The organism is Mycolicibacterium sp. Y3, from assembly GCF_051188035.1.
GTDB classification, from domain to species: Bacteria; Actinomycetota; Actinomycetes; order Mycobacteriales; family Mycobacteriaceae; genus Mycobacterium; species Mycobacterium fluoranthenivorans.
This window is the reverse complement of sequence record NZ_JAVQLT010000001.1, coordinates 6,093,738-6,113,413: the sequence shown is the minus strand read 5'-3', so window position 1 is coordinate 6,113,413 and position 19,676 is coordinate 6,093,738. Positions and strand designations below refer to the sequence as shown.

Below are 19,676 nucleotides of genomic sequence, written 5' to 3'. Positions count from 1 at the left end.
GTCGCCGATCAGCCGGCCGGCGGATACGGAAGATTGCTGCTGGTCTGCGGATCGACCTGGACGGGCCGGCCCACGTACGGGAAGGCCCGCTGCGGGCACGCCGACCGGTCGCAGATCCGGCAGCCCGCGCCGATCGGCACGGTGGCGTTCGGGTCGGCGAGGTCGATACCCACCGAGTAGACGAGTTTGTCGGCATGTGCCAGATCGCAGCCCAGGCCGATGGCGAAGCGTTTGGGTGTACCGAGATACCTGCTCGGGGTCGACGCCGATGTCTTGGCGAGCCAGAAGTAAGTGCGCCCGTCGGGCATCTGTGCCACCTGGGTGAGGAACTCTCCGGGTCGTGAGAACGCATGGTGCACCACCCACAGCGGACAGTTGCCACCCACCCGAGAGAAGTGGAATGCCGTGGCAGACTGGCGCTTCGAGATGTTCCCGGCGCTGTCGGTACGGACGAAGATGAACGGCACGCCACGCGCATCCGGTCGCTGAAGGGTGGACAACCGGTGGCAGATGGTCTCGAAACTGACCTCGAACCGGCGGGCCAACTGGTCGATGTCATAGCGTAATTGCTCAGCGGCACCGAGGAATTCCCGGTACGGCAGCAGGAGGGCACCGGCGAAGTAATTGGCCAGCCCGATATGGGCCACATCCCGGGCCTCGGCGCTGAGCTGGCTGTCGGTCGCCACGATCGCGGTGATGAGCTCGGAATGCAGCAGCAGGGCGAGTTGGGTGGCCAGCTGGAAGGCCCGCTGGCCGGGCAGCAGCCAGCGCGCCAGGTGGAGCACTTTGGCATCGGGCTGGTAGCGCCGCTTGACGTTGGCGCCCAACGCATCTCCGTCTTCTATCAGCACGGTGATCCCGAACGTGTCGGCCAGCAGGGTGGCCAGCTGGCCGTCCAGCCCGCCGACCCGCAGCCGGTGGGTGCTCCGAAGCTCTTCGGCCGCGCGATCGAGTGCGTCGATGTAGTTGCGCCGGTCGTAGAAGAAGTCCCGGACCTCCTCGAACGGCATCGGCTGCTGGGCCCCGGACTGACTGTCCAGATTGGCGCGTCCGTGCACCGATTCGAGCTCGGCGGTGGCGTCGTGCAGGCGCCGATGCAGATTCACCATGGTCTGCCCGACCTCGGGCATGCGCGCCACCAGTTCCTCGATCTGCGCCGTCGTGGCGGGTCCGTCGGAGAGGATCTCGCGCAGGTCGGTCACCAGCCGGGCATCGGCATCGGCGGCGAAGTAGTGGGTGGGGAGATCGAAGCGGTCGGCCAGGGCGAGCAGTACGGACACGGTGATCGGCCGCTGGTCGTTCTCCAGCTGATTGACGTAACTGGTGGACAAACCGAGGGCGCGCGCCAGTGCGACCTGGGTCAGGCCCCTCTCCTCGCGCAGCCGTCTCAGCCGGGCGCCCGCGAACGTCTTCGCCACCCGGTCAAGGCTACCGCCCGAGGAGTTCGCAACATTCGCAAAACGGGTGAGGAAAGGACACAAAATTACGCATTTACAGGTACTTTCCGTGATTCAGCGGCCTGCGTAGCGTGCGAAACATGCGTGAACACGACGTCAAGACCCGGCGCAGCGCCGACGAATTCCCCCGCACCGAGCACCTCGCCTGGAAGATCGCCGAGGTGGCGGCGGACCCCGTCGAGGTCCTGCCGGAGACCGAGGAGATGGTGATCAACCGGCTCATCGACAACGCGGCGGTCTCGGCGGCATCGGTGATTCGCCGCCCCGTCACCGTGGCCCGGACCCAGGCCCTGGCCCACCCGTGCCGCAAGGGCGCGGCCGTGTTCGGCGTCGAGGGCAGGGTGTCGGCCGAGTGGGCGGCGTGGGCCAACGGCGTGGCGGTGCGCGAGCTCGACTTCCATGACACCTTCCTGGCCGCCGAGTACTCGCACCCGGGGGACAACATCCCGGCCCTGGTCGCTGTCGCGCAGCAACTCGGCATCCGCGGGTCCGACCTGATCCGTGGCATCGCCACCGCTTACGAGATTCAGGTCGATCTGGTCAAGGGAATCTGCCTGCACGAGCACAAGATCGACCATGTCGCCCATCTCGGCCCGTCGGTTGCGGCGGGCCTGGGCACCATGCTGCGTCTCGATCCGGAGACCATCTATGCGGCCGTCGGGCAGGCGCTGCACCTGACGACCGCGACCCGGCAGTCTCGCAAGGGCTCGATCTCCAGCTGGAAGGCCTTCGCACCGGCATGGGCCGGCAAGGTGGCCATCGAAGCGGTCGACCGGGCGATGCGCGGCGAGGGGGCGCCGGCGCCGATCTGGGAGGGTGAGGACGGCGTGATCGCCTGGCTGCTGGGCGGACCCGAGCGCACCTACCACGTGCCGCTCCCGGAACCGGGCGAGCCCAAGCGCGCGATCCTGGACACCTACACCAAGGAACACTCCGCCGAATACCAGAGCCAGGCGCCGATCGACCTGGCGCGGCGCCTGCGCGAGCGCTTGACCGGTTCGGGGGGCGACCTGGACCAGATCGCCTCGATCGTCCTGCACACCAGCCATCACACCCATGTGGTGATCGGCACCGGCTCCGGTGATCCCCAGAAGTTCGACCCGGGCGCCACCCGCGAGACGCTGGACCACTCGGTGCCCTACATCTTCGCGGTCGCTCTGCAGGACGGCACCTGGCATCACGAGCGGTCCTACACGCCGGAGCGCGCCCATCGCGCCGACACCATCGAGCTGTGGAGCAAGATCTCCACCGTCGAGGATCCCGCATGGACCCGGCGCTACCACTCGAATGACCCCGCCGAGAAGGCGTTCGGCGCCAGGGCGGTGGTGACCTTGAAGAGTGGCGAGACGATCGTCGACGAACTCGCCGTCGCCGACGCGCATCCGCTGGGCGCCCGCCCGTTCGCACGCGCGCAGTACGTCGCCAAATTCACCGAACTCGCCGCCGGCGTGGTGGAATCGGCAGAGCAGCAACGCTTCCTGGATCTCATCGACGGTGTCGCCGCGATCAAACCCGGCGGGCTGGATGCGCTGAACGTGCGGGTCGACCCGCGGGTGCTGGACAAGGCGCCGACGATCCCGTCAGGGATCTTCCGATGACCGGGCTTCTGGGCGCGGCCACCTCGGCCGCCGACAAACGCACGAGGTTTCGCGACGCATTGAACTCCGGTCGTCTGCAACGCTTCCCGGGTGCCTTCTCGCCACTGGTCGCCAAACTGGTCGCGGATATCGGCTTCGATGGCGTGTATGTGTCCGGCGCGGTGCTCTCCGCCGACCTCGGTCTGCCCGATATCGGGCTGACCACGCTGACCGAGGTGACCGGCCGGGGCGCGCAGATCGCCTCCGCGACCGACCTGCCGACCCTCATCGATGCCGACACCGGCTTCGGCGAGCCGATGAATGCGGCGCGCACCGTCACGCTGCTCGAAGAGGCGGGCCTGGCCGGGTTGCACCTGGAAGATCAGGTCAACCCGAAACGCTGCGGGCATCTCGACGGCAAGGCCGTGGTCGACATCTCGACGATGGTGAAACGGCTGCGAGCAGCGGTGGCCGCCCGCCGCGATCCCCACTTCGTCATCTGCGCCCGCACCGACGCCGCGGGTATCGAGGGGATCCCCGCGGCGATCGACCGCGCCAAGGCCTATGCCGATGCCGGTGCCGACCTGATCTTCACCGAGGCGCTGCACACGCCGGCCGACTTCGAGCAGTTTCGCGCGGCCGTGACAACCCCACTGCTGGCCAATATGACCGAGTTCGGGAAGTCGCCGCTGCTCACGGCGAGTCAGCTGTCCGAGATCGGCTACAACGCCGTCATCTACCCCGTCACCACGCTGCGGCTGGCCATGCACGCGGTCGAGACCGGACTCCGTGAAATCGAGAGCACCGGAACACAATCCGGGCTGGTCGATCGCATGCAACACCGCGGCCGGCTCTACGAACTGCTGCGGTACGCCGACTACGACCAATTCGATTCCGACATCTTCAACTTCAGCCTTCAGGGGGCGCAGCGATGAGTGTTGTCGAGGACAAGCCGCAGATCTACAAGGGACTGGCCGGAGTCGTGGTCGACACCACGGCCATCTCCAAGGTGGTCCCGGAGACGAACTCGTTGACCTACCGTGGATATCCGGTCCAAGATCTGGCCACCCACTGCAGCTTCGAGCAGGTCGCCTACCTGCTGTGGCACGGGGAGCTGCCCAACGACGCGGAACTGGCCCAGTTCACGCAGCGGGAACGGGCCTCGCGGCGCATCGACCGCTCCCTGCAGTCGCTGCTGGCCAAGCTGCCCGATACCTGCCACCCGATGGATGTGGTGCGCACGGCGATCAGCTACCTGGGGGCCGAGGATCCCGAGGAAGACGATGCCTCCGAATCGGCGAATCACGAGAAATCCCTTCGGATGTTCGCGGCGCTGCCCACGATCGTCGCCGCAGATATGCGTCGCCGGCGCGGCCTGGATCCGATCGCACCGCACAGCCACCTGAGCTACTCGGAGAACTTTCTGCGGATGGCGCTGGGGGAAGTGCCCGACAAGGCGATCGTGGAGGCTTTCGAGCAGTCCATGGTGCTCTACGCCGAGCACAGCTTCAACGCGTCGACGTTCGCTGCCCGCGTCGTCACCTCGACGCAGTCCGATATCTACAGCTCGGTGACCGCGGCCATCGGTGCTCTCAAGGGCTCCTTGCACGGCGGCGCGAATGAGGCTGTCATGCACGACATGCTGGAGATCGGCTCCGCGGACAAAGCGTCGGAATGGCTGCACGGCAAACTGTCCCGCAGGGAGAAGGTGATGGGGTTCGGGCACCGGGTCTACCGCAACGGTGACTCGCGGGTGCCGACCATGAAGGCCGCGTTCGAACGCGTCGCGACGGCGCGAGACGGGCGTCGCTGGCTGGATATCTACCACCGGCTGGAGCAGGACATGTTTGCGGCCACCGCGATCAAACCGAATCTGGACTTCCCTACCGGCCCGGCGTACTACCTGATGGGTTTCGACATCGCCAGCTTCACCCCGATCTTCGTGATGAGCCGGATCACCGGGTGGACCGCGCACATCATGGAGCAGGCCGCGTCCAACGCCCTCATCCGCCCGCTCAGTGAGTACAGCGGACATCCGCAGCGCGCACTCACGTGATCACCGGAGTTCTGGTCGCGAACCCGGCGCCACGAAGGCGGATGTCGAAGTCTCAGTTGGCCGATGGGTGTGATCCGTCGGGAACCGGCGATTGGCGGAACCGGGCTCGGTGTCGGGACAGCGACCCCGACCTGTTCTTTCACCCCGACGGCGAACGTCCGCAGTCCAGGCGCCGACGACTGGCACTGGCTCGGGACATTTGCGCGACGTGTCCGGTGAAGTGGGAATGCGCGGGATTCGCGCTCGACAACGGTGAGGATTTCGGAATCTGGGGTGGTATGTCAGAGACCGATCGCGCCATGCTGTTCCTGATCCAAGACGAACGTCGGACCACCTGAACGGAACTCGTCGCCTACCGAGATCGTGCCCCGGAATCCGCGTCGGATTCCGGGGCACGATGTTGTTCACTGCTCGGCGCGTACCAGCTCGGCGGCCTGCACCAGATTCTGCAGGGCCGCGATCACTTCGTCGGTGCTGCGCGTCTTCAGGCCGCAGTCGGGGTTCACCCAGAGCCGGCCGGCGGGGATGGCCCGCACCGCGGCACGCAGAGATTCGGCGATCTCCTCGGTGTCGGGCACCCGCGGGGAGTGGATGTCATAGACACCCGGGCCCACGCTGGTGGAGAACCCGATCGCATTGAGGTCGTCCAGTACCTCCATATGTGAACGCGCCGCCTCGATCGAGGTCACATCGGCGTCCAGATCCGCGATCGCGCCGATGATCTCACCGAACTCCGAATAGCACAGGTGCGTGTGGATCTGGGTGCTGTCGCCGACTCCAGAGGTCGAGAGCCGGAAGGCCCCGACTGCCCACCGGAGGTAGGACTCTTTCTGCTCGGACCGCAATGGCAGCAACTCGCGCAGGGCGGGCTCGTCGACCTGGATGATCGCGATGCCGGCCGACTCCAGGTCGACGGTCTCGTCACGGATCGCCAGCGCGATCTGGTTCGCGGTGTCCGCCAACGGTTGATCATCACGCACGAACGACCACGCCAGGATCGTGACCGGACCGGTCAGCATGCCCTTGACCGGCCTGGTGGTGAGCGATTGAGCGTAGGTGGCCCAGTCGACGGTCATCGGTTTCGGTCGGACCACGTCGCCGTACAGGATCGGCGGACGGACGCATCGGGTGCCGTAGGACTGCACCCAACCGTTCTGAGTGGCGAAGAAGCCGTCCAGCTGTTCGGCGAAGTACTGCACCATATCGTTGCGCTCGGGTTCGCCGTGCACCAGCACATCCAGCCTGATCGCTTCCTGCAGTCGGATCACCTCCGCGATCTCGGCCTTCATCCGCCGCTCGTACTCGGCCGAGGTGATCTCGCCGGATTTCAGGGCGGCGCGCGCCTTTCGGATCTCGACGGTCTGTGGGTACGAGCCGATGGTGGTGGTGGCCAGTGCCGGAAGGTGCAAGTGGGCATCTTGGCTAGCCCGCCGCCGGTCCGCGGGCCCGCGGCCGATTCCTGAAGCCAGCACGGTCTGCAGTCGAGCCCGGACCGCACTGTTGTGCAGACGCGGGTCGGACTTACGGGATGCCACAGCTGCCGCAGAAGCGGTGATCGTGTCGGCCACCGACTCTCGTCCGTCACGCAGCGCCGTGGCCAGCGTCGCCACCTCGGCGACTTTCTCGGCGCCGAAGGCGAGCCAACTGCGCAGCGCCGCATCGAGTTCCGTCTCCTGATCCAGGGAGTACGGGACGTGCAAGGTGGAGCATGACGTCGAAACGGCCACCGCCCCGGCCGATCCCGACAATCTCGCCAGCGTGCCCAGCGCCGACTCCAGGTCGGTCGCCCAGATGTTGCGGCCGTCCACGACTCCGGCCACCAAGAGCTTGTCGGCGAGCTCGGGGATGGCTGCCGGCGCCCGGTCGCCGCCGGCGACCAGGTCGACCCCGATCGCCTCGACCGGGGTCCTCGCCAGCGCCGGCAGCGCACCGTCGAGCGCGCCGAAGTAGGTGGCGACGAAAAGTGCTGGACGGCTGCTGGTTTCGCCGAGGTACTGGTAGACGCGTTCAGTCAGAGCGGCGGGATCGTCGAGGGTGTCGGTGACCAGCACCGGCTCATCGAGCTGAACCCACCGGGCACCTGCGCCGGCCAGCTGTTCGAGCAGGTCGCGGTAGAGCGGCAGCAGTTCGTCGAGGCGCTCGATGGGTATCGGGCCCCCGTCGACGGCTTTGGACAGGGCCAGGAATGTCAGGGGCCCGATGACCACCGGACGGGCAGGGATGCCCTGTGCCTGCGCCTCGGCCAGTTCACTGAGGACCTTGTCCGGATTGAGGTGAAATGTCGTCCCGGGGCCGATCTCGGGCACGAGGTAGTGGTAGTTCGTATCGAACCACTTCGTCATCTCCAGCGGCAGGATGTCCGCGGTGCCACGGGCCGCGGCGAAATAGCGATCCAGATCGTCCGGCACGGCGCCGACCCGTGGTGGCAGGGCACCCAGCAAGACAGCGGTGTCGAGCATCTGGTCGTAGTACGAGAACGTGTTGACCGGGACCGAGTCCAGGCCGGCACCGGCGAGCGCCGCGCAGGTGGCCGAGCGCAGGCCGGCCGCCACGGATTCGAGCTGGGCACGGTCGATCCGTCCCGCCCAGTAGCTCTCGGTGGCCCGTTTGAGTTCGCGATGGGCGCCGATGCGCGGCGAGCCGAGCACGGTGGCGCGGAAGGTCGGGGATGCAGAGGGTGTCGGCGATGAAGAGGGTTCAGTCACGGCAGTGTTGTCCTTCGAACAGAGGGGAAGCCCACCGCCCTAGAACGTGCAGCCGAAAGAACCACCGCATCACGGATACGGCGGCCATGCCGGCCATACGCCCAGTCCACGAGGCGATGCGCCGCCGGACGCGGCGCGCCCGGCACAGCTGGCAGGTCTTCGGACTCACAGGCGCACACCCGTAGACGGGTATTCCTACCGGCCGTCGCTTCCCAGTGCTCGTTGTGCTGCACACCAGTGCTCATGACGGCGTTCGTTCCTGCTCACCGCTGCGGGACAGTCCCGGATTCCCACCGGGTTCCCTCTCGCAGCACCACCGTCACCGGCGATGCCGCTCGATGTCCATGAGACGTCTCCGTATCGCGGACAAACCAGCTGCGGGGAGTACTTTACGCGGTCTGGAATTACCTGTCCCCGGGCGAATAGACGTGGATGTCTTGGAGAGCCGGAAGATGCACTTGCGGCCATCCTCAACACGGGGTTCCTGCACCCGCCTGGCCATTGCCTGTGTATCACCTGCGATCAAGCTGGACATGGGAACTTCGTCTGCGCAAACACCGACCATCGCTACTGATGACTATGCCAGCGTGGTTGTGCTTTGCGCTCAGCGCGGTGTTCGTTGCAGCAGCCGCCGGTTACCTGGTTCCGCTACATGCCGGCGTGGACCGGTGGCGTCGTTGCGTGGGATTGGCTCATGGTCTGTCTGCCGTCGTCATGACGGCGATGTTATGGCCGGTGGGCATGGCGGTCTGCGCCCTGGTCTACCTCTTGTTCTTCACCGCGTTGGCGCTGTTGCTGGCATATGTCGGACTCTTCGAACGCACCGTGTCGAGCTGGCCGGTTCACGCGGCGATGTTCAGCGCGATGGCTGTCATGCCCGTGATCATGACAACGCCGACACCCGCTCCGGTGATGCCGTCGATGAGCGGGCATGCGATGGCGTCGGCGCCGATGGCGAGTGTGGAGCTTCCGACGTGGCTTGAGGTGTCGGCCGTGGTACTCGCCTCGGCCTCGTTCGCCGGTGCGCTCTGGTGGTTCTACGCCGCTGTGCGTGGACCTGAGCGACCGTGGCCGGACGCGCTGATGGCCCTGGGGATGGGAACGTGCTTCGCGCTGGGTGCGTGAGGTCAATCATTATCGAAATCGAAGGGAACACTCGATGAGAACACGTATGAAAGCAGCAACGGCGGCCGCAGTGATGGCGGCTGCAGCGGTGAGTTCGGCGGTGCCCGCGTGGGCACACGTCGAGGTGTCCGGTATCGACGCCAGTCAAGGCGGCTATGGCGTGCTCACCTTCCGGGTCCCGACGGAATCGGACACCGCCACCACGACCGATCTGCTCGTGACCCTTCCTGACGACGATCCCATTCTCTCGGTCTCCACCCAGCCGAAAGCCGGGTGGACGGCGCACATCACCAAGAAGAAACTAGCTACTCCGCAGAAAGATGATGACGGCAACGACGTCACCGATTACGTGTCGTCGGTGGAATGGAAGGCCGATAACCCCCAGGCTGCGATTCCTTCGAACCAGTTCGACACGTTCAGTATCTCGGCCGGACCGCTGCCGAAGACCGAGTCCTTGTCGATACCGGCCGTCCAGACTTACAGCGACGGCAAGATCGTCAACTGGAATGAGAAAGCCGCGCAAGGGCAGCCCGAGCCGGAACATCCCGCTCCGGTCGTCAAGCTGACAGCTGGGGGCGATACGGACAGCCCAGCTGCAGTCACGCCGCCCCCACCGGCGTCCAGCACCACTCCAGCCGCCGCACCGGCCGCCGCGCCGACCTGGCCGGGCATCGCCGGGTTGGTCGTCGCCGTCATCGCGGTGTTGCTGGGCTTGGCCAATTTGGCACTCCTGCGCCGCAAGAGTTGAGTCAGGTGGTGCGGTTGGCGGGGTCAGCGCTGGTGATGCTGGCGCTCACCCTGCTGACTGCACCAATGGCGCATGCCCACGCGGTGCTCGTGACCAGCACTCCGATTGACGGTGCGCGTCTGGTATCGAGCCCGCCATCGGTGACCTTGACGTTCGATGAGCCGGTTCGGTTGATTCCGGAAGCGGTGCTGGTGATCTCCGACACCGGCACTCGGGTCGACACCGGCCCGTCACTGCGTTCGGACGGCGCCACGATCGACCTTCCCCTTCTTCCGAACCTGCCGCGTGGCAGCTACACGGCGACGTGGCGGGTGATCTCCGCAGACACCCACGAGGTATCCGGGTCGATCAGCTTCGGTATCGGCCAAGACCCATCGGCCGCCGGCGGGGCGCAATCGGTCGACGATCGGCTGGGATGGATTTCAGATGCGGTCAGGGGCCTGATCTACCTCGGTTTGGTGTTCGGCTTCGGGACCGGGGTATGCGTGGCGCTGCTGTGGCCGTGGGTGTTCGAGCGCCGACCGGCGCGCGCACTCGTCTTGCTCGGGCTGGTGCTGGTGGGTTGCGCGACTGTCCTTCAGCTGTTGCTTGCCGGACCTCGCGCACTCGGTTTGGACTGGGCAGGTGTGTTCGATGCTGCCGGGCTCAGACAGACGCTACGTGGTGCGGCGGGCGCAGTGGCGTCGGTGCGGTTGATCGGCATCGCCGCATGGACCGCGACGCTGTGGCGCTGGTGGCAAAGCGCAGGCACAGGAGCGCCGCCCTACCGACTTGTGCTGGTCGGTGTGGGGGCAGCACTTGGCGTGGTCGGTTCGGTTGCCGTCGAAGGACACTCCGGTGTGGGTGCTGACGTTTGGTTGGCGGCCCCGGCGGCTGCGCTACACATCCTGGCCATGTCTGTGTGGATGGGCGGTCTTGTTGTTCTGACGCTGTTCGTCCTGCCCTCTGATCGAGTTGACCAGTTGAATCGATGGTCGGTAACGGCGTTTCTGTGCCTGGTGGTGCTGGTCCTGACAGGGGAGTACCAAGCGTGGCGTCAGGTGGCTCCCGTCGAGGCCTTGTGGTCGACCTCGTATGGAATCACGTTGCTGGTCAAGCTCATCGGGGTCACGGCCATGGTCGTGCTGGCCTATCTGGGGAGACGGCGTCTATCGCGAAAGGTCTTGCGTCGCACGGTACCTGTCGAGGCTGTGATCGGAATAGGGGTCCTGGTGGTCACCACTTTGCTCGTGGCACAACCGCCGGCGCGCACCGTGTACGGACCGCCGGTTGCCCTGACCGCGCCACTCGATGCAGGCAGGACTGTCCACATCGAGGTATCCAGCACCCGTCGCGGTCCTATCGACATCGACCTCACGGTGCTGGACGCGGGTGGTACTGCGGTGCGCGTGCAGAACCTGGCAGCCACCCTCGCGTCAACCGACGCAGGCATAGCCTCGCTTCCCGTCCGCTGGTCGCCTGCAATCGGGTCGGTATGGCGCAGCAGCTACGCGGTCGCGCCCCGCCCCGGGACGTGGACGCTGAATCTCACGGTGGGGTTCACCGCCACGGAGGTCATTACCACCACCACAACGTTCCATGTGTGGTGATGTTCCATGTGTGATGATGAGGTCTCCACGCACCGGATCACTGCCCGGCTTCGAGCCGCCAGCGATGCTCGGCACCACTGAGCCGCCAGTAACCGATCGCCACTGCCCACGTCACCGCGAACAACCCGACGATGACGAAACCGAAGTTGTTCAAATCGATGGCGCTCACCCAGTCGGTGGCAGGGTTGACCCAGCCGAGGTTGTCATGGAGAACTCCGACGAGTTCAATGGTGCCGATCAGAAGCGCCACTGCCACCGACAACCCGGTGATGGTGAGGTTGTAGTAGATCTTGCGCACCGGATTGGCAAATGCCCAATCGTAGGCGACGGTCATGAACAGACCATCGGCTGTATCCATCAGGCTCATGCCGGCGGCGAACAGGACTGGCAGGGTCAGCACGGCGAACCACGGCAGGCCGGCTGCGGCACCGGTCCCGGCTAGCGCGAGCAGGGCGACTTCGGTAGCGGTGTCGAAGCCGAGACCGAAAAGTACTCCGACTGGGAACATTTGAATGGGATGCTTGATGCGTTTCATGATCGGCCGCAGGATGCGGGACAGGAAACCTCGATTGTCGAGGTGTCGCTCGAGTTCCTGCTCTTCGAACTCGCCGCGGCGCAGTGCCGCGAAGACTCTCCAGATACCCACCAGGGCAACAACATTGATGATACCGATGAGCCAGAGGAACAGGCCCGAAGACAGCGTGCCGGCGAGGCCGAGCCATTGACGGACTGGAGAGTCGTCACTGCTCAGGTTGCTGGCGACCTTGGTCGCCACCACGACCAGTAGCGCCATGAACAGCACCATCGTCGAATGGCCCATGGCGAACCAGAATCCGACTGATTTGGGCCGAGACCCGTCGGCCGCCAGCTTGCGTGTGGTGTTGTCGATCGCGGCGATGTGATCGGCATCGAACGCGTGTCGTAGTCCGAACGTATAAGCTGTGACGCCAAGACCGATCCCGAACACTTGCGTGCCTACCTGGTAGTGGTGTGGTGCCACGAGCAGGAGCAGGGCGCCGAAGCCGATGAGGTGTAGTGCGGCAATGGCGCCGGCCAGGCCGGCGAACTCCCACCAATCCCTACGATCCCAGGCGCCTATCAGGCGCCCTATGGCGCCACGCCCGCCTGCCGGCTCATTGGGAGTATCGAAGACCGTCCGGTTGCCAAGTGCTTGCAGATCCTCCGGCTCCGAAGGATCGTATTTCGGCAAATCATCTTCGGACACGAATATAAACACCTCTCTGGGGATGTCGCGTCCCCAATTGCGGCGTTGTAGGTGGGCGGGTCTGGCTCCCGACTGCCATGAACTTTGGCAGTGGCGGACACAGTGGCGCGACCGCGCCGGAATGACACCGGCTTCCGCACCAACCACAACAGAACACTATGAACATAACGGGCGTTTGTGTCCGCTTGTCCCGACTGGGCTGGCAGATTGCTGTCAATTGTCTTGCCAGTGCGGTCGTTGAGCAGGCGCAAGCGCGAGAGCACGTTCGCGGTGTCAGTCAGGGATCTGGGGGGATCCGGATGGATCCGTTCTTGCTCGAAGACGCAGAAGATTCCGCCAGGCGGCGGCGATCACCACGGCTACTGCAAGGACGAAGAACGGCCACACTGGTATCTCGTCGGAACTGCCGTGCTGGGTGGCATTGGACGCCAATGGTTTCCCTTCCTCCGACACGGCCGTCCGGAACTGCCAGGTTCCTTTGGCGATGTGCCCGGCTTCCGTGTTCACCTGATAGTCGACGGTGTAGATGCCGGCGGGCCCAAGCGGCGGGAGGTCTAGGCTGATCACCGATCCGTCGACCTTGGCCCCGTCATGGGCCCAGAGACTGCCGTCGGGACCGAAAACAGTCATTTCGGAGAATCTCGCTTGGAGTCTTTCGTTGAAGGTTGCAGAAATACGCTGTGGTGCGGTCGAAAGGAGTGAGTCCTTGGGCGGGTCTGTCGCCATCCGGACGCCGTGTATCGACGTCGGTGGCGGCCCCACGGTGGCGACGAGCGCCAGCACGGTGGCCGTGACCAACTTCACCGGAGTCTTCATCTCGCTACTTCCGCTTGTATGCCTGCGGCCGTCGTCGCAATTCCGCGTCGACCACCATCGTTCAGTATGCAATGGAGCGAGCCCTGCAACTGTGTCCCGTGCGTTCAGTTGATCTGCCGATTCCGTCCTGTCCAGAATGGTTCGCGCAGTTCGCGGCGCAGGATCTTGCCACTGGGATTGCGTGGAATCGACTCGATGAAATCGAATCCGGAGGGCACCTTGAACCGGGCCAGTCTGCCGCACAGGAACTGGGTCAGCTCGTCGGCGCAAACATCGGCTCCGGGCTTGATGGCGACGAACGCGTGGACGCGCTCTCCGCGCCGATCGTCCGGCGCACTCACCACCGCACTGTCGTGCACACCGGGGTGCGCGTTGATCGCCTTCTCGACCTCGGCCGGATACACGTTCTCACCGGTGACGATGATGAGATCCTTGACACGGTCCCGAATCACGAGATAGCCGTCATCGTCCAGATATCCGGCGTCGCCGGTGCGGATCCATCCGCCCACGATGGTGGCGGCGGTCGCCATCGGATCACCAAAGTACTCGACCATCTGCGCCGGGCTGCGGAGGTACACCTCGCCCGATATACCGGCGGGCAGGTCGGTGCCGTCTGCGTCGCGTATAGAGACTCCGATGCCGGGGTATGGCCGGCCTGCTGCGTGCAAGCGCTCATGCCCGGCACGATGTTCAGACGGCGGCAGACAGACCGCGGTATTGCCGGTCTCGGTCAACCCGTAGATCTGCGCGAACTCACATCCGATGGCCTCGATGGCCCGGCGAAGCAGATCGGGGCCGATTGGTGATCCTCCGTAGACGATCTTGCGCAGGGTGGCAAGGTCCGTCGCGGAGATGCCCGGCTCGGAGAGCATCATCAACAACATCGCGGGAACGAAGCAGGCAGTGGTAACCCGGTGTTCTCGGACTGCCGCGGCGGCCCCGGTGGCGGTGAATCGTGGGATCACCACACTGGGCACGCCACTGTTGAGAGCCTGTGTAGCCCACCACATTCCGCCGATGTGAAAGGCGGGTAGCGCGATGAGGCTGGTGTCGTCGCCTCGCCAATCGATCCAGTCGAGGCCGGATCCGTCGAGCAGGGCGCGGACCGCGAAGAACGTGCGGTGCGCCAGAACGACACCTTTTGGACGTCCTGTTGTGCCACTGGTGTACATCTGGACGATGGGGGTGTCGCCGGTGATTGGGTTGTCCGGCAACGGTATATCGGCTGCGTCGTCCCGCCACTGGGCAAAGTCAGCAAGGCGCACTCGACTGCCCGACTGAAGATCTGAGCGGTCGGTGAATACCATCTGTGCCCCGGAATGCGCCACGATGAAGTCCACCTCATCGGTAGCCAACCGCCAGTTGACCGGAACCAGAACTACGCCAATACGTGCACATCCGTACAGCAACTCGTACAGCGCCGGGGAATCGGCGGCCACGTGCACGACACGGTCGCCCGGACGCAGTCCTGCCTGAAGCAGTTTGTGTGACACGGATCGTGATGCGCGCGCTAGGTCCGAGAAAGTGAGGTGCGCACCCTCGTAGATGAGCGCGGTAGCAGAGCCCCGGATCTCGGCGTTGTGGTCCAGCCTCGATGCCAGATCGTTTTTTCCTCTTAGCATGCGGCGATCTCACGCCCGAGTGGGTAGTCGTCGGTGGTGGTGATGCGGTAGGACTCGGTGGGTTCATTGGTGGGGTTGTGCAGAGCGCGATGGATCAGAGTGCGGTTGTCCCACAGCACGAGGTCGCCGAGTTCGTAGGTCTGCAGGAAGATGTTGTCATGCTCGTATTCAGAATCGAGCTGGCCTGATTGTTCGAGGAGTTCGTCGAGCAGTGTGCGGGGCAGGGCGTTGCCGTCGGCATCTTCGATGCCGTAGGTGAAGGCCTCCGAGATGTAGAGAATGCGCTCGCCGGTGTGCGGATGCGTGACCACCGTCGGCCAGCGTTGCGGCGGGGTGATGCGTTCTATATCGGCGAGTACCTCGCCGATGGGGCGGTAGACGTCGCTGGGGCGGATCTTGACGTAGCGGCGAGCACTGTGGGTGCAGTAGGTGCCCTCGATCGTCTTCTTGAGGTGGGTTGGCAGCTTCTGGTAAGCGGTGGCCATGTTGATGAAGCGGGTGCCGCGGGTGGTGCTGGGCAGCCGCTGCGGGTAGAAGATGGTGATGGCGAACGGGTTTGGCATGAACTGGTAGTCGCAGTGCCAGAACCCGCCCGTCTTGGGAACGCCCACCTGACCTCCGGGGCGATTGAGGTTGGACGAGACGAAGATCAGCTCGCTCTCGGGGTGGTGATACATCGGTTCGTAGTAGGCCACCGGAGTGCCGAAGCATCGGCCGAGTTCGACGAATGCGGCGGGTTTGAGTTCTTGAGACTTGAGAACGACGACCTTGTCGGTATAGATGTGCTGACGGATCAGGGCAAGGTCTTCGTCTGTGGCGACTGCTGGATCGAACTCGCGTACCTCGACCGTGGTCTGCGTGCCAGGGCGTACGGTGATCTTCATCGGTGATTCTCCTTGTTACACGTACCCTCGAATGGGCCGTCCAACGGCAGCGCCAATCTCGGGTCGAAGGCTGCTTGGCGTCCGCGCCGGTGAGTCGGCGGCCGCCAAGCTGACTGAGGTCGGTCGATTGGTCGGGTGCGGCGGACGGAAAGTTCCCAGAATGGTCGAAGTTCCGGCTGCGGGTCGCGTGACTTGGCGAAGGTCGGTTCTAGGACACCGTTCCGGCACTCGCAAGGACAGATGACATCAGATCGGTGATATCGCCGAGATCGACCAGAGAATTCTGTAGGGCCCGCTTGTCGACGAGTTCGGGTACGAAACTTGCGGCGAACTCGATTCCGCCGTTGGCACCGCATGCGGCGACGGTGAGGTTCTCGGGACTGGTTGGGTAGGTCATGACGGTGTACCGCGCCGTGGAGAGGTCCGTCCACCTCACGTGATCGAGCCCAGGGTTGCGCATCATCAAGTTGAAGGTAAGCGTAATTCCGGGTATCTCGGCCGGATGCGGTCTATGGCTGCGAGGAAGAAGTCCCGCTCTGAGCCCGCCGATTGCCAAGGCCGGCACCGCTCGCGCGGAATCCACTGCCAAACGTATGGCCTGCCCGATGTCGTTGGGGTCGGCCATATTAGCTGGTATGTAGACGCTCTTGGCCAAGTTCCCGGGGCGAAGGGCGTGATCCGCCGGAAGGTACCGACGCAAGTCGACCACCGTGTAGAAGCCGTCAGCGCTCACGGTCACACCATTGCGCGCCAACGCATGGTGGGTGGCCGCGGCCATCAGTGCAGACGTGGGCGCCTCCGGAAGATTGTCCTTGCGCCACTGTTGAAATCGCTGGAACTCTGCGGCATGCATCCGGTAGCCGACAGCATCGGCGCTGAGCTGTGCGGGAACCGGAATGCTTGCCGGGGCCGATGCCGGAAAGGGACGCGCTCCTCTGCGGTGGTGTTGCCACCATTTTTTGTGGTGCGACCTGAACTCGCCGAGGAGAAGTCTTCCGGCAGTGGTCATTCCGACATCGGGCTTCAGGTAGCGAAGCCCATCGACGTCGCCGAGGGTAAGCAGAACGGGGAATGCGCTGTTGGAGACGACGTCGCCGAGTATGTGTGCCCAGTAACATGTCAGCGAATCCGGTCCGACGAGTATTCGATATGCGCTGCGCTCGTTCGGTTCCGGCGCATGCTTGCGGATATAGGGATGCAGATCGACCGTGCTCATCCGCTCTGTTGAGACCACCGCCCGATCCAGAAATTGATCACGGCGCGAGCGTTCGATCGGACACCATCGCCGTCCGTTTTCGCTCAGAACGCAGTTCAGAGGATTGGTGGGATCGTTCTCCATGAATTCGGCCAGCATCGAACGGATCTCGTCGACCTCGGGTCGCACGATCGGGCCCACCGCGATCGCCGACCAGTGATTGGCCCACGTCCGGTCGATCCAGCTTGGTCGCCGGGGGCGGTCGCCGACCACGCTGTTCACGTTCGTTCTCCTGTCAGGTCTCGTGGTGGCGCCACGCCGTTCATACGATCCGCCATGAGCAGACACCGGTAGATTGCGAGAGTTCGCTCGGCTACCGAGGACCACGCAGGAATCCTTTCGGTAGGTGGCGCTTGAACCTCTTTGAGCTTGCTCTCGATCGCCGCGGCGAGCTCTCGCGGCGAGGCGTAGGAACCGATGGATGCGGCTTCGCCGAGGAATTCGGCTGCAATTTCGCGATGCGCGGGGATATCGCTGAGGATCACTCTGGCGCCCGCTGCCGCTGCCTCCAGTGGCGCCATGCCGAACGCTTCGTGCCTCGATATCGAGACAAGTACCTTCGCTGTGCGGAACCATCTGTGCAGGTCGGCGTCGGTCGCTCGGCCTATGATCTCGACCCGTTTCCCCAGTGCGGATTGACGTACCTGGGCTTCCAAGTCGCTGCGCTGTTGCCCGTCGCCGATGATGATCAGCCTGGCTGGTGGGGCGACATAGGCGAAGGCACTGATCACGTCGGCGAACCTCTTGTACTTTTCCAACCGTCCGACGCAGAGCACGATCGGATCTGTGATCGGCCAAGGCCGTGCCCGTTGTAATTTATCGATCCGAACACCGTTGGGAATCACCGTTATTTTTCCGGACGATGCAGGAAAATCTCTGGCGAGCAATGCGCTTTCGGCTTGTGAGACGCAGATGATCGCATCGCTGCGATCGATGATCCTCGCGCCGAGGTGGCGGTAAAACCGATGCAATAAACGAGCAGCCGGGCTGTGTCCCGTACTGCCATGATAGTGCGGTGTGAATACTGTCGGTCGGCTGCTTCGCAGTACAGCGAGCGCGGTGCTCGCGTGGTAGCTGTGCACATGTACCACCTGTGACCGGCGATGCCGGTGCATCCCACCGAACACGATTCGCGGTGCCACCGACATTGACCGGATGGCCCAAGCCGGATACACCGTCGAACGGCAATCCGGGTGGTCACTCCGATGGCGTCTTCGAGCAGATCGTCGACCGGTGACAACTTCAATCTGGGCGCCTAGTTGATTTGTGGCCCTGACTATCTCGGACACGTGTCCCTCGACGCCGCCGGGCTCGTCGCGAAAGCCGGGCGTCACCATGGTGATCCTGATCGTCTCGAGTGTTTCGGAGCCGGCAGGTATTTTCATGCGATGGCCGATTCGATCGCCCGTGCTGTAAGTGCGTGCCCGTCGCGATTGGGATGCGGGTCTTTGTTCGAGCAGAAGTAGGTGAGCTCGCACACCCGCGACACCGCGGTGGGAACCGTGCCGTGTCCGGGCAGAAGAGACACTTGCGAATCCGGCAGCGACCCTCCCGTCAACGAGTACATGTCGACAAAATGCGAGTCGAACTGGGCGTATGTCTTCGCGAGAACCGGATTGAGATAGTTGGTGAAGAGCACCTCCGACACCGAGGCTTGCCGTTGGGAGTTGGGTGTGTTGTCGAGAACGGCCGCGCGGTAGGGATTGATATAGGACAGTCCCACGATAGGTACCTCGTCGCCGAGCAGCGAGCGGACCGATGCAAGAAATGCGCTCAAACTCTGTCGGACCTCTACCGACGCGCTCTCGGCGCATGTCCGTGCGGCGAGGTCATCGACTATGTCCAAACACTTGAGCATGTCGTTGGCACCCATCGACACGGTCACCAACCCGACCCGGTTGCGATGTACGGCGATGAACTGTTCGGCAGCGGCCTCCTGGGTATCTCGGGGGTAGTCGATACCGCCCGTGGTACGGGCCTGTTGCTGGCACCCGTTGTCGAACTGCATGCCGTGTGCGGTCTGGCCGGTGCAGGCGAAGTTGGCCAGCTCCCAGTTTTGCTTCTCGTTGAGAGCATCCACCAATTGATAGGCGTACCCGTCTCTGGTGGTCGAACCGGACAAGCCGTCGGGGCGGTAGCCGGCGGCGTAGGAGTCGCCCACTGCAACGTAGTAAAGGTTGTTCGCGCTGCCGGCGTGCGTGGGCCTCGCCAACTGAACCGAGAGACCCATGGCCAAGGCACCGGACAGCACCGTCGCTGCCAGCCAAGCGGCCCGGGTAGCCAACGTCATGGTTCTTCCTGTAGTTGTGCGCCTACCTAAATGCCGGCGCTGCGAAGTGGATCGCAGAAAGCTGAGGTGATCTGTCGCCCCAGCGGAACTGCCGGGGATACTACGGTGCAGATCGGCGGCAGACAAGACTGGTCAGTCGGTTTGCCATGCACCGCAATAGGCGTGGTCTGTCTTGCGTGCCGTCATCGGTGTCCGGCCCGCGACCTCACGATGTGATCCAAAACTCGTCTCGTTGCCCTGGAACTAAATCGCTTTGTTTGCCGACTACTGCTGATGTGAGAGAGATTGCAGGCCGCGTAAATGGCTGGAGCGGTGACTGCTTCGCCA

16 protein-coding genes and 1 riboswitch are annotated in these 19,676 nt (G+C 64.2%); of the genes, 7 read left to right on the top strand and 9 right to left on the bottom strand.

The window, feature by feature from the left end; genetic code table 11:
- Positions 1-8: 8 nt before the first annotated feature.
- On the bottom strand, positions 9-1,418 hold the full coding sequence (locus tag QN239_RS29870; protein ID WP_499015988.1) for a type II toxin-antitoxin system RelB family anti-toxin: 1,410 nt from the start codon (positions 1,416-1,418) through the stop codon (positions 9-11).
- A 119-nt stretch (positions 1,419-1,537) separates the two neighbouring features.
- On the opposite strand from QN239_RS29870, the gene prpD reads away from it, so the two are divergent.
- Genes prpD through QN239_RS29850 form a run of 4 tightly spaced genes read left to right on the top strand, consistent with a single transcriptional unit; the run spans position 1,538 to position 5,428 of the window.
- Positions 1,538-3,055: a 2-methylcitrate dehydratase PrpD gene (gene prpD / locus QN239_RS29865; protein ID WP_499015987.1), complete on the top strand. Its 1,518-nt coding sequence runs from the start codon at positions 1,538-1,540 to the stop codon at positions 3,053-3,055.
- The gene (gene prpB, locus QN239_RS29860; protein WP_499015985.1) at positions 3,052-3,969 is read left to right on the top strand and encodes a methylisocitrate lyase; all 918 of its coding nucleotides are present in this window, start codon (positions 3,052-3,054) and stop codon (positions 3,967-3,969) included. The genes prpD and prpB overlap by 4 nt, the downstream gene beginning before the upstream one ends.
- A complete protein-coding gene (locus QN239_RS29855) occupies positions 3,966-5,090 on the top strand; it encodes a bifunctional 2-methylcitrate synthase/citrate synthase (RefSeq protein WP_499015984.1) in 1,125 nt (374 codons plus the stop codon). The genes prpB and QN239_RS29855 overlap by 4 nt, the downstream gene beginning before the upstream one ends.
- A gap of 41 nt (positions 5,091-5,131) precedes the next feature.
- Positions 5,132-5,428 (top strand): WhiB family transcriptional regulator, encoded by a 297-nt coding sequence (locus QN239_RS29850; RefSeq protein WP_499015982.1) that lies wholly within the window; start codon positions 5,132-5,134, stop codon positions 5,426-5,428.
- 66 nt (positions 5,429-5,494) lie between these two features.
- Here the strand turns inward: QN239_RS29850 and metE are convergent, their stop codons facing one another.
- Entirely contained in the window at positions 5,495-7,795 is a 2,301-nt protein-coding gene (gene metE / locus QN239_RS29845; protein ID WP_499015980.1) for a 5-methyltetrahydropteroyltriglutamate--homocysteine S-methyltransferase, read from the bottom strand.
- Positions 7,796-7,928: 133 nt separating this feature from the next.
- A riboswitch (cobalamin riboswitch) is annotated at positions 7,929-8,137 on the bottom strand.
- A 231-nt stretch (positions 8,138-8,368) separates the two neighbouring features.
- Between metE and QN239_RS29840 the strand changes: the two genes are divergently transcribed.
- Genes QN239_RS29840 through QN239_RS29830 form a run of 3 tightly spaced genes read left to right on the top strand, consistent with a single transcriptional unit; the run spans position 8,369 to position 11,257 of the window.
- Positions 8,369-8,920 carry a DUF5134 domain-containing protein gene (locus tag QN239_RS29840; protein WP_499015977.1) on the top strand — a complete coding sequence of 184 codons (552 nt, stop codon included), beginning with the start codon at positions 8,369-8,371 and terminating at the stop codon, positions 8,918-8,920.
- Positions 8,913-9,668, top strand: a complete 756-nt coding sequence (locus tag QN239_RS29835; protein ID WP_499015975.1) for a YcnI family protein — start codon at positions 8,913-8,915, stop codon at positions 9,666-9,668. The genes QN239_RS29840 and QN239_RS29835 overlap by 8 nt, the downstream gene beginning before the upstream one ends.
- Positions 9,669-9,682: 14 nt before the next feature.
- Entirely contained in the window at positions 9,683-11,257 is a 1,575-nt protein-coding gene (locus tag QN239_RS29830; RefSeq protein ID WP_499015973.1) for a copper resistance CopC/CopD family protein, read from the top strand.
- A gap of 37 nt (positions 11,258-11,294) precedes the next feature.
- Here the strand turns inward: QN239_RS29830 and nicT are convergent, their stop codons facing one another.
- The 7 genes from nicT to QN239_RS29795 all read right to left on the bottom strand — a co-directional run bounded on the left by nicT (position 11,295) and on the right by QN239_RS29795 (position 19,349).
- The gene (nicT, locus tag QN239_RS29825; protein ID WP_499017017.1) at positions 11,295-12,368 is read right to left on the bottom strand and encodes a Nickel transporter NicT; all 1,074 of its coding nucleotides are present in this window, start codon (positions 12,366-12,368) and stop codon (positions 11,295-11,297) included.
- A 387-nt stretch (positions 12,369-12,755) separates the two neighbouring features.
- Positions 12,756-13,298, bottom strand: a complete 543-nt coding sequence (locus QN239_RS29820; RefSeq protein WP_499015972.1) for a copper resistance CopC family protein — start codon at positions 13,296-13,298, stop codon at positions 12,756-12,758.
- Between the two features lie 104 nt (positions 13,299-13,402).
- Positions 13,403-14,920 (bottom strand): AMP-binding protein, encoded by a 1,518-nt coding sequence (locus tag QN239_RS29815; RefSeq protein ID WP_499015969.1) that lies wholly within the window; start codon positions 14,918-14,920, stop codon positions 13,403-13,405.
- Positions 14,914-15,804 (bottom strand): (3R)-3-[(carboxymethyl)amino]fatty acid oxygenase/decarboxylase, encoded by an 891-nt coding sequence (scoE, locus tag QN239_RS29810; protein WP_499015966.1) that lies wholly within the window; start codon positions 15,802-15,804, stop codon positions 14,914-14,916. Before scoE ends, QN239_RS29815 begins: the two co-directional genes overlap by 7 nt.
- A gap of 208 nt (positions 15,805-16,012) precedes the next feature.
- A complete protein-coding gene (locus tag QN239_RS29805) occupies positions 16,013-17,281 on the bottom strand; it encodes a hypothetical protein (RefSeq protein ID WP_499015963.1) in 1,269 nt (422 codons plus the stop codon).
- Positions 17,278-18,396: a glycosyltransferase family 4 protein gene (locus QN239_RS29800; RefSeq protein WP_499017016.1), complete on the bottom strand. Its 1,119-nt coding sequence runs from the start codon at positions 18,394-18,396 to the stop codon at positions 17,278-17,280. Before QN239_RS29800 ends, QN239_RS29805 begins: the two co-directional genes overlap by 4 nt.
- 44 nt (positions 18,397-18,440) lie before the next feature.
- Positions 18,441-19,349 carry an SGNH/GDSL hydrolase family protein gene (locus QN239_RS29795; protein WP_499015962.1) on the bottom strand — a complete coding sequence of 303 codons (909 nt, stop codon included), beginning with the start codon at positions 19,347-19,349 and terminating at the stop codon, positions 18,441-18,443.
- Positions 19,350-19,676 lie beyond the last annotated feature (327 nt).

Coding starts and splice junctions, on each gene's coding strand:
- prpD (WP_499015987.1), top strand. CDS start 1,538: ATGCGTGAACACGACGTCAAGACCCGGCGCAGCGCCGACGAATTCCCC.
- prpB (WP_499015985.1), top strand. CDS start 3,052: ATGACCGGGCTTCTGGGCGCGGCCACCTCGGCCGCCGACAAACGCACG.
- scoE (WP_499015966.1), bottom strand. CDS start 15,804: ATGAAGATCACCGTACGCCCTGGCACGCAGACCACGGTCGAGGTACGC.
- QN239_RS29820 (WP_499015972.1), bottom strand. CDS start 13,298: ATGAAGACTCCGGTGAAGTTGGTCACGGCCACCGTGCTGGCGCTCGTC.
- QN239_RS29800 (WP_499017016.1), bottom strand. CDS start 18,396: ATGGTGACGCCCGGCTTTCGCGACGAGCCCGGCGGCGTCGAGGGACAC.
- QN239_RS29855 (WP_499015984.1), top strand. CDS start 3,966: ATGAGTGTTGTCGAGGACAAGCCGCAGATCTACAAGGGACTGGCCGGA.
- QN239_RS29795 (WP_499015962.1), bottom strand. CDS start 19,349: ATGACGTTGGCTACCCGGGCCGCTTGGCTGGCAGCGACGGTGCTGTCC.
- QN239_RS29840 (WP_499015977.1), top strand. CDS start 8,369: ATGACTATGCCAGCGTGGTTGTGCTTTGCGCTCAGCGCGGTGTTCGTT.
- QN239_RS29850 (WP_499015982.1), top strand. CDS start 5,132: ATGTCGAAGTCTCAGTTGGCCGATGGGTGTGATCCGTCGGGAACCGGC.
- QN239_RS29815 (WP_499015969.1), bottom strand. CDS start 14,920: ATGCTAAGAGGAAAAAACGATCTGGCATCGAGGCTGGACCACAACGCC.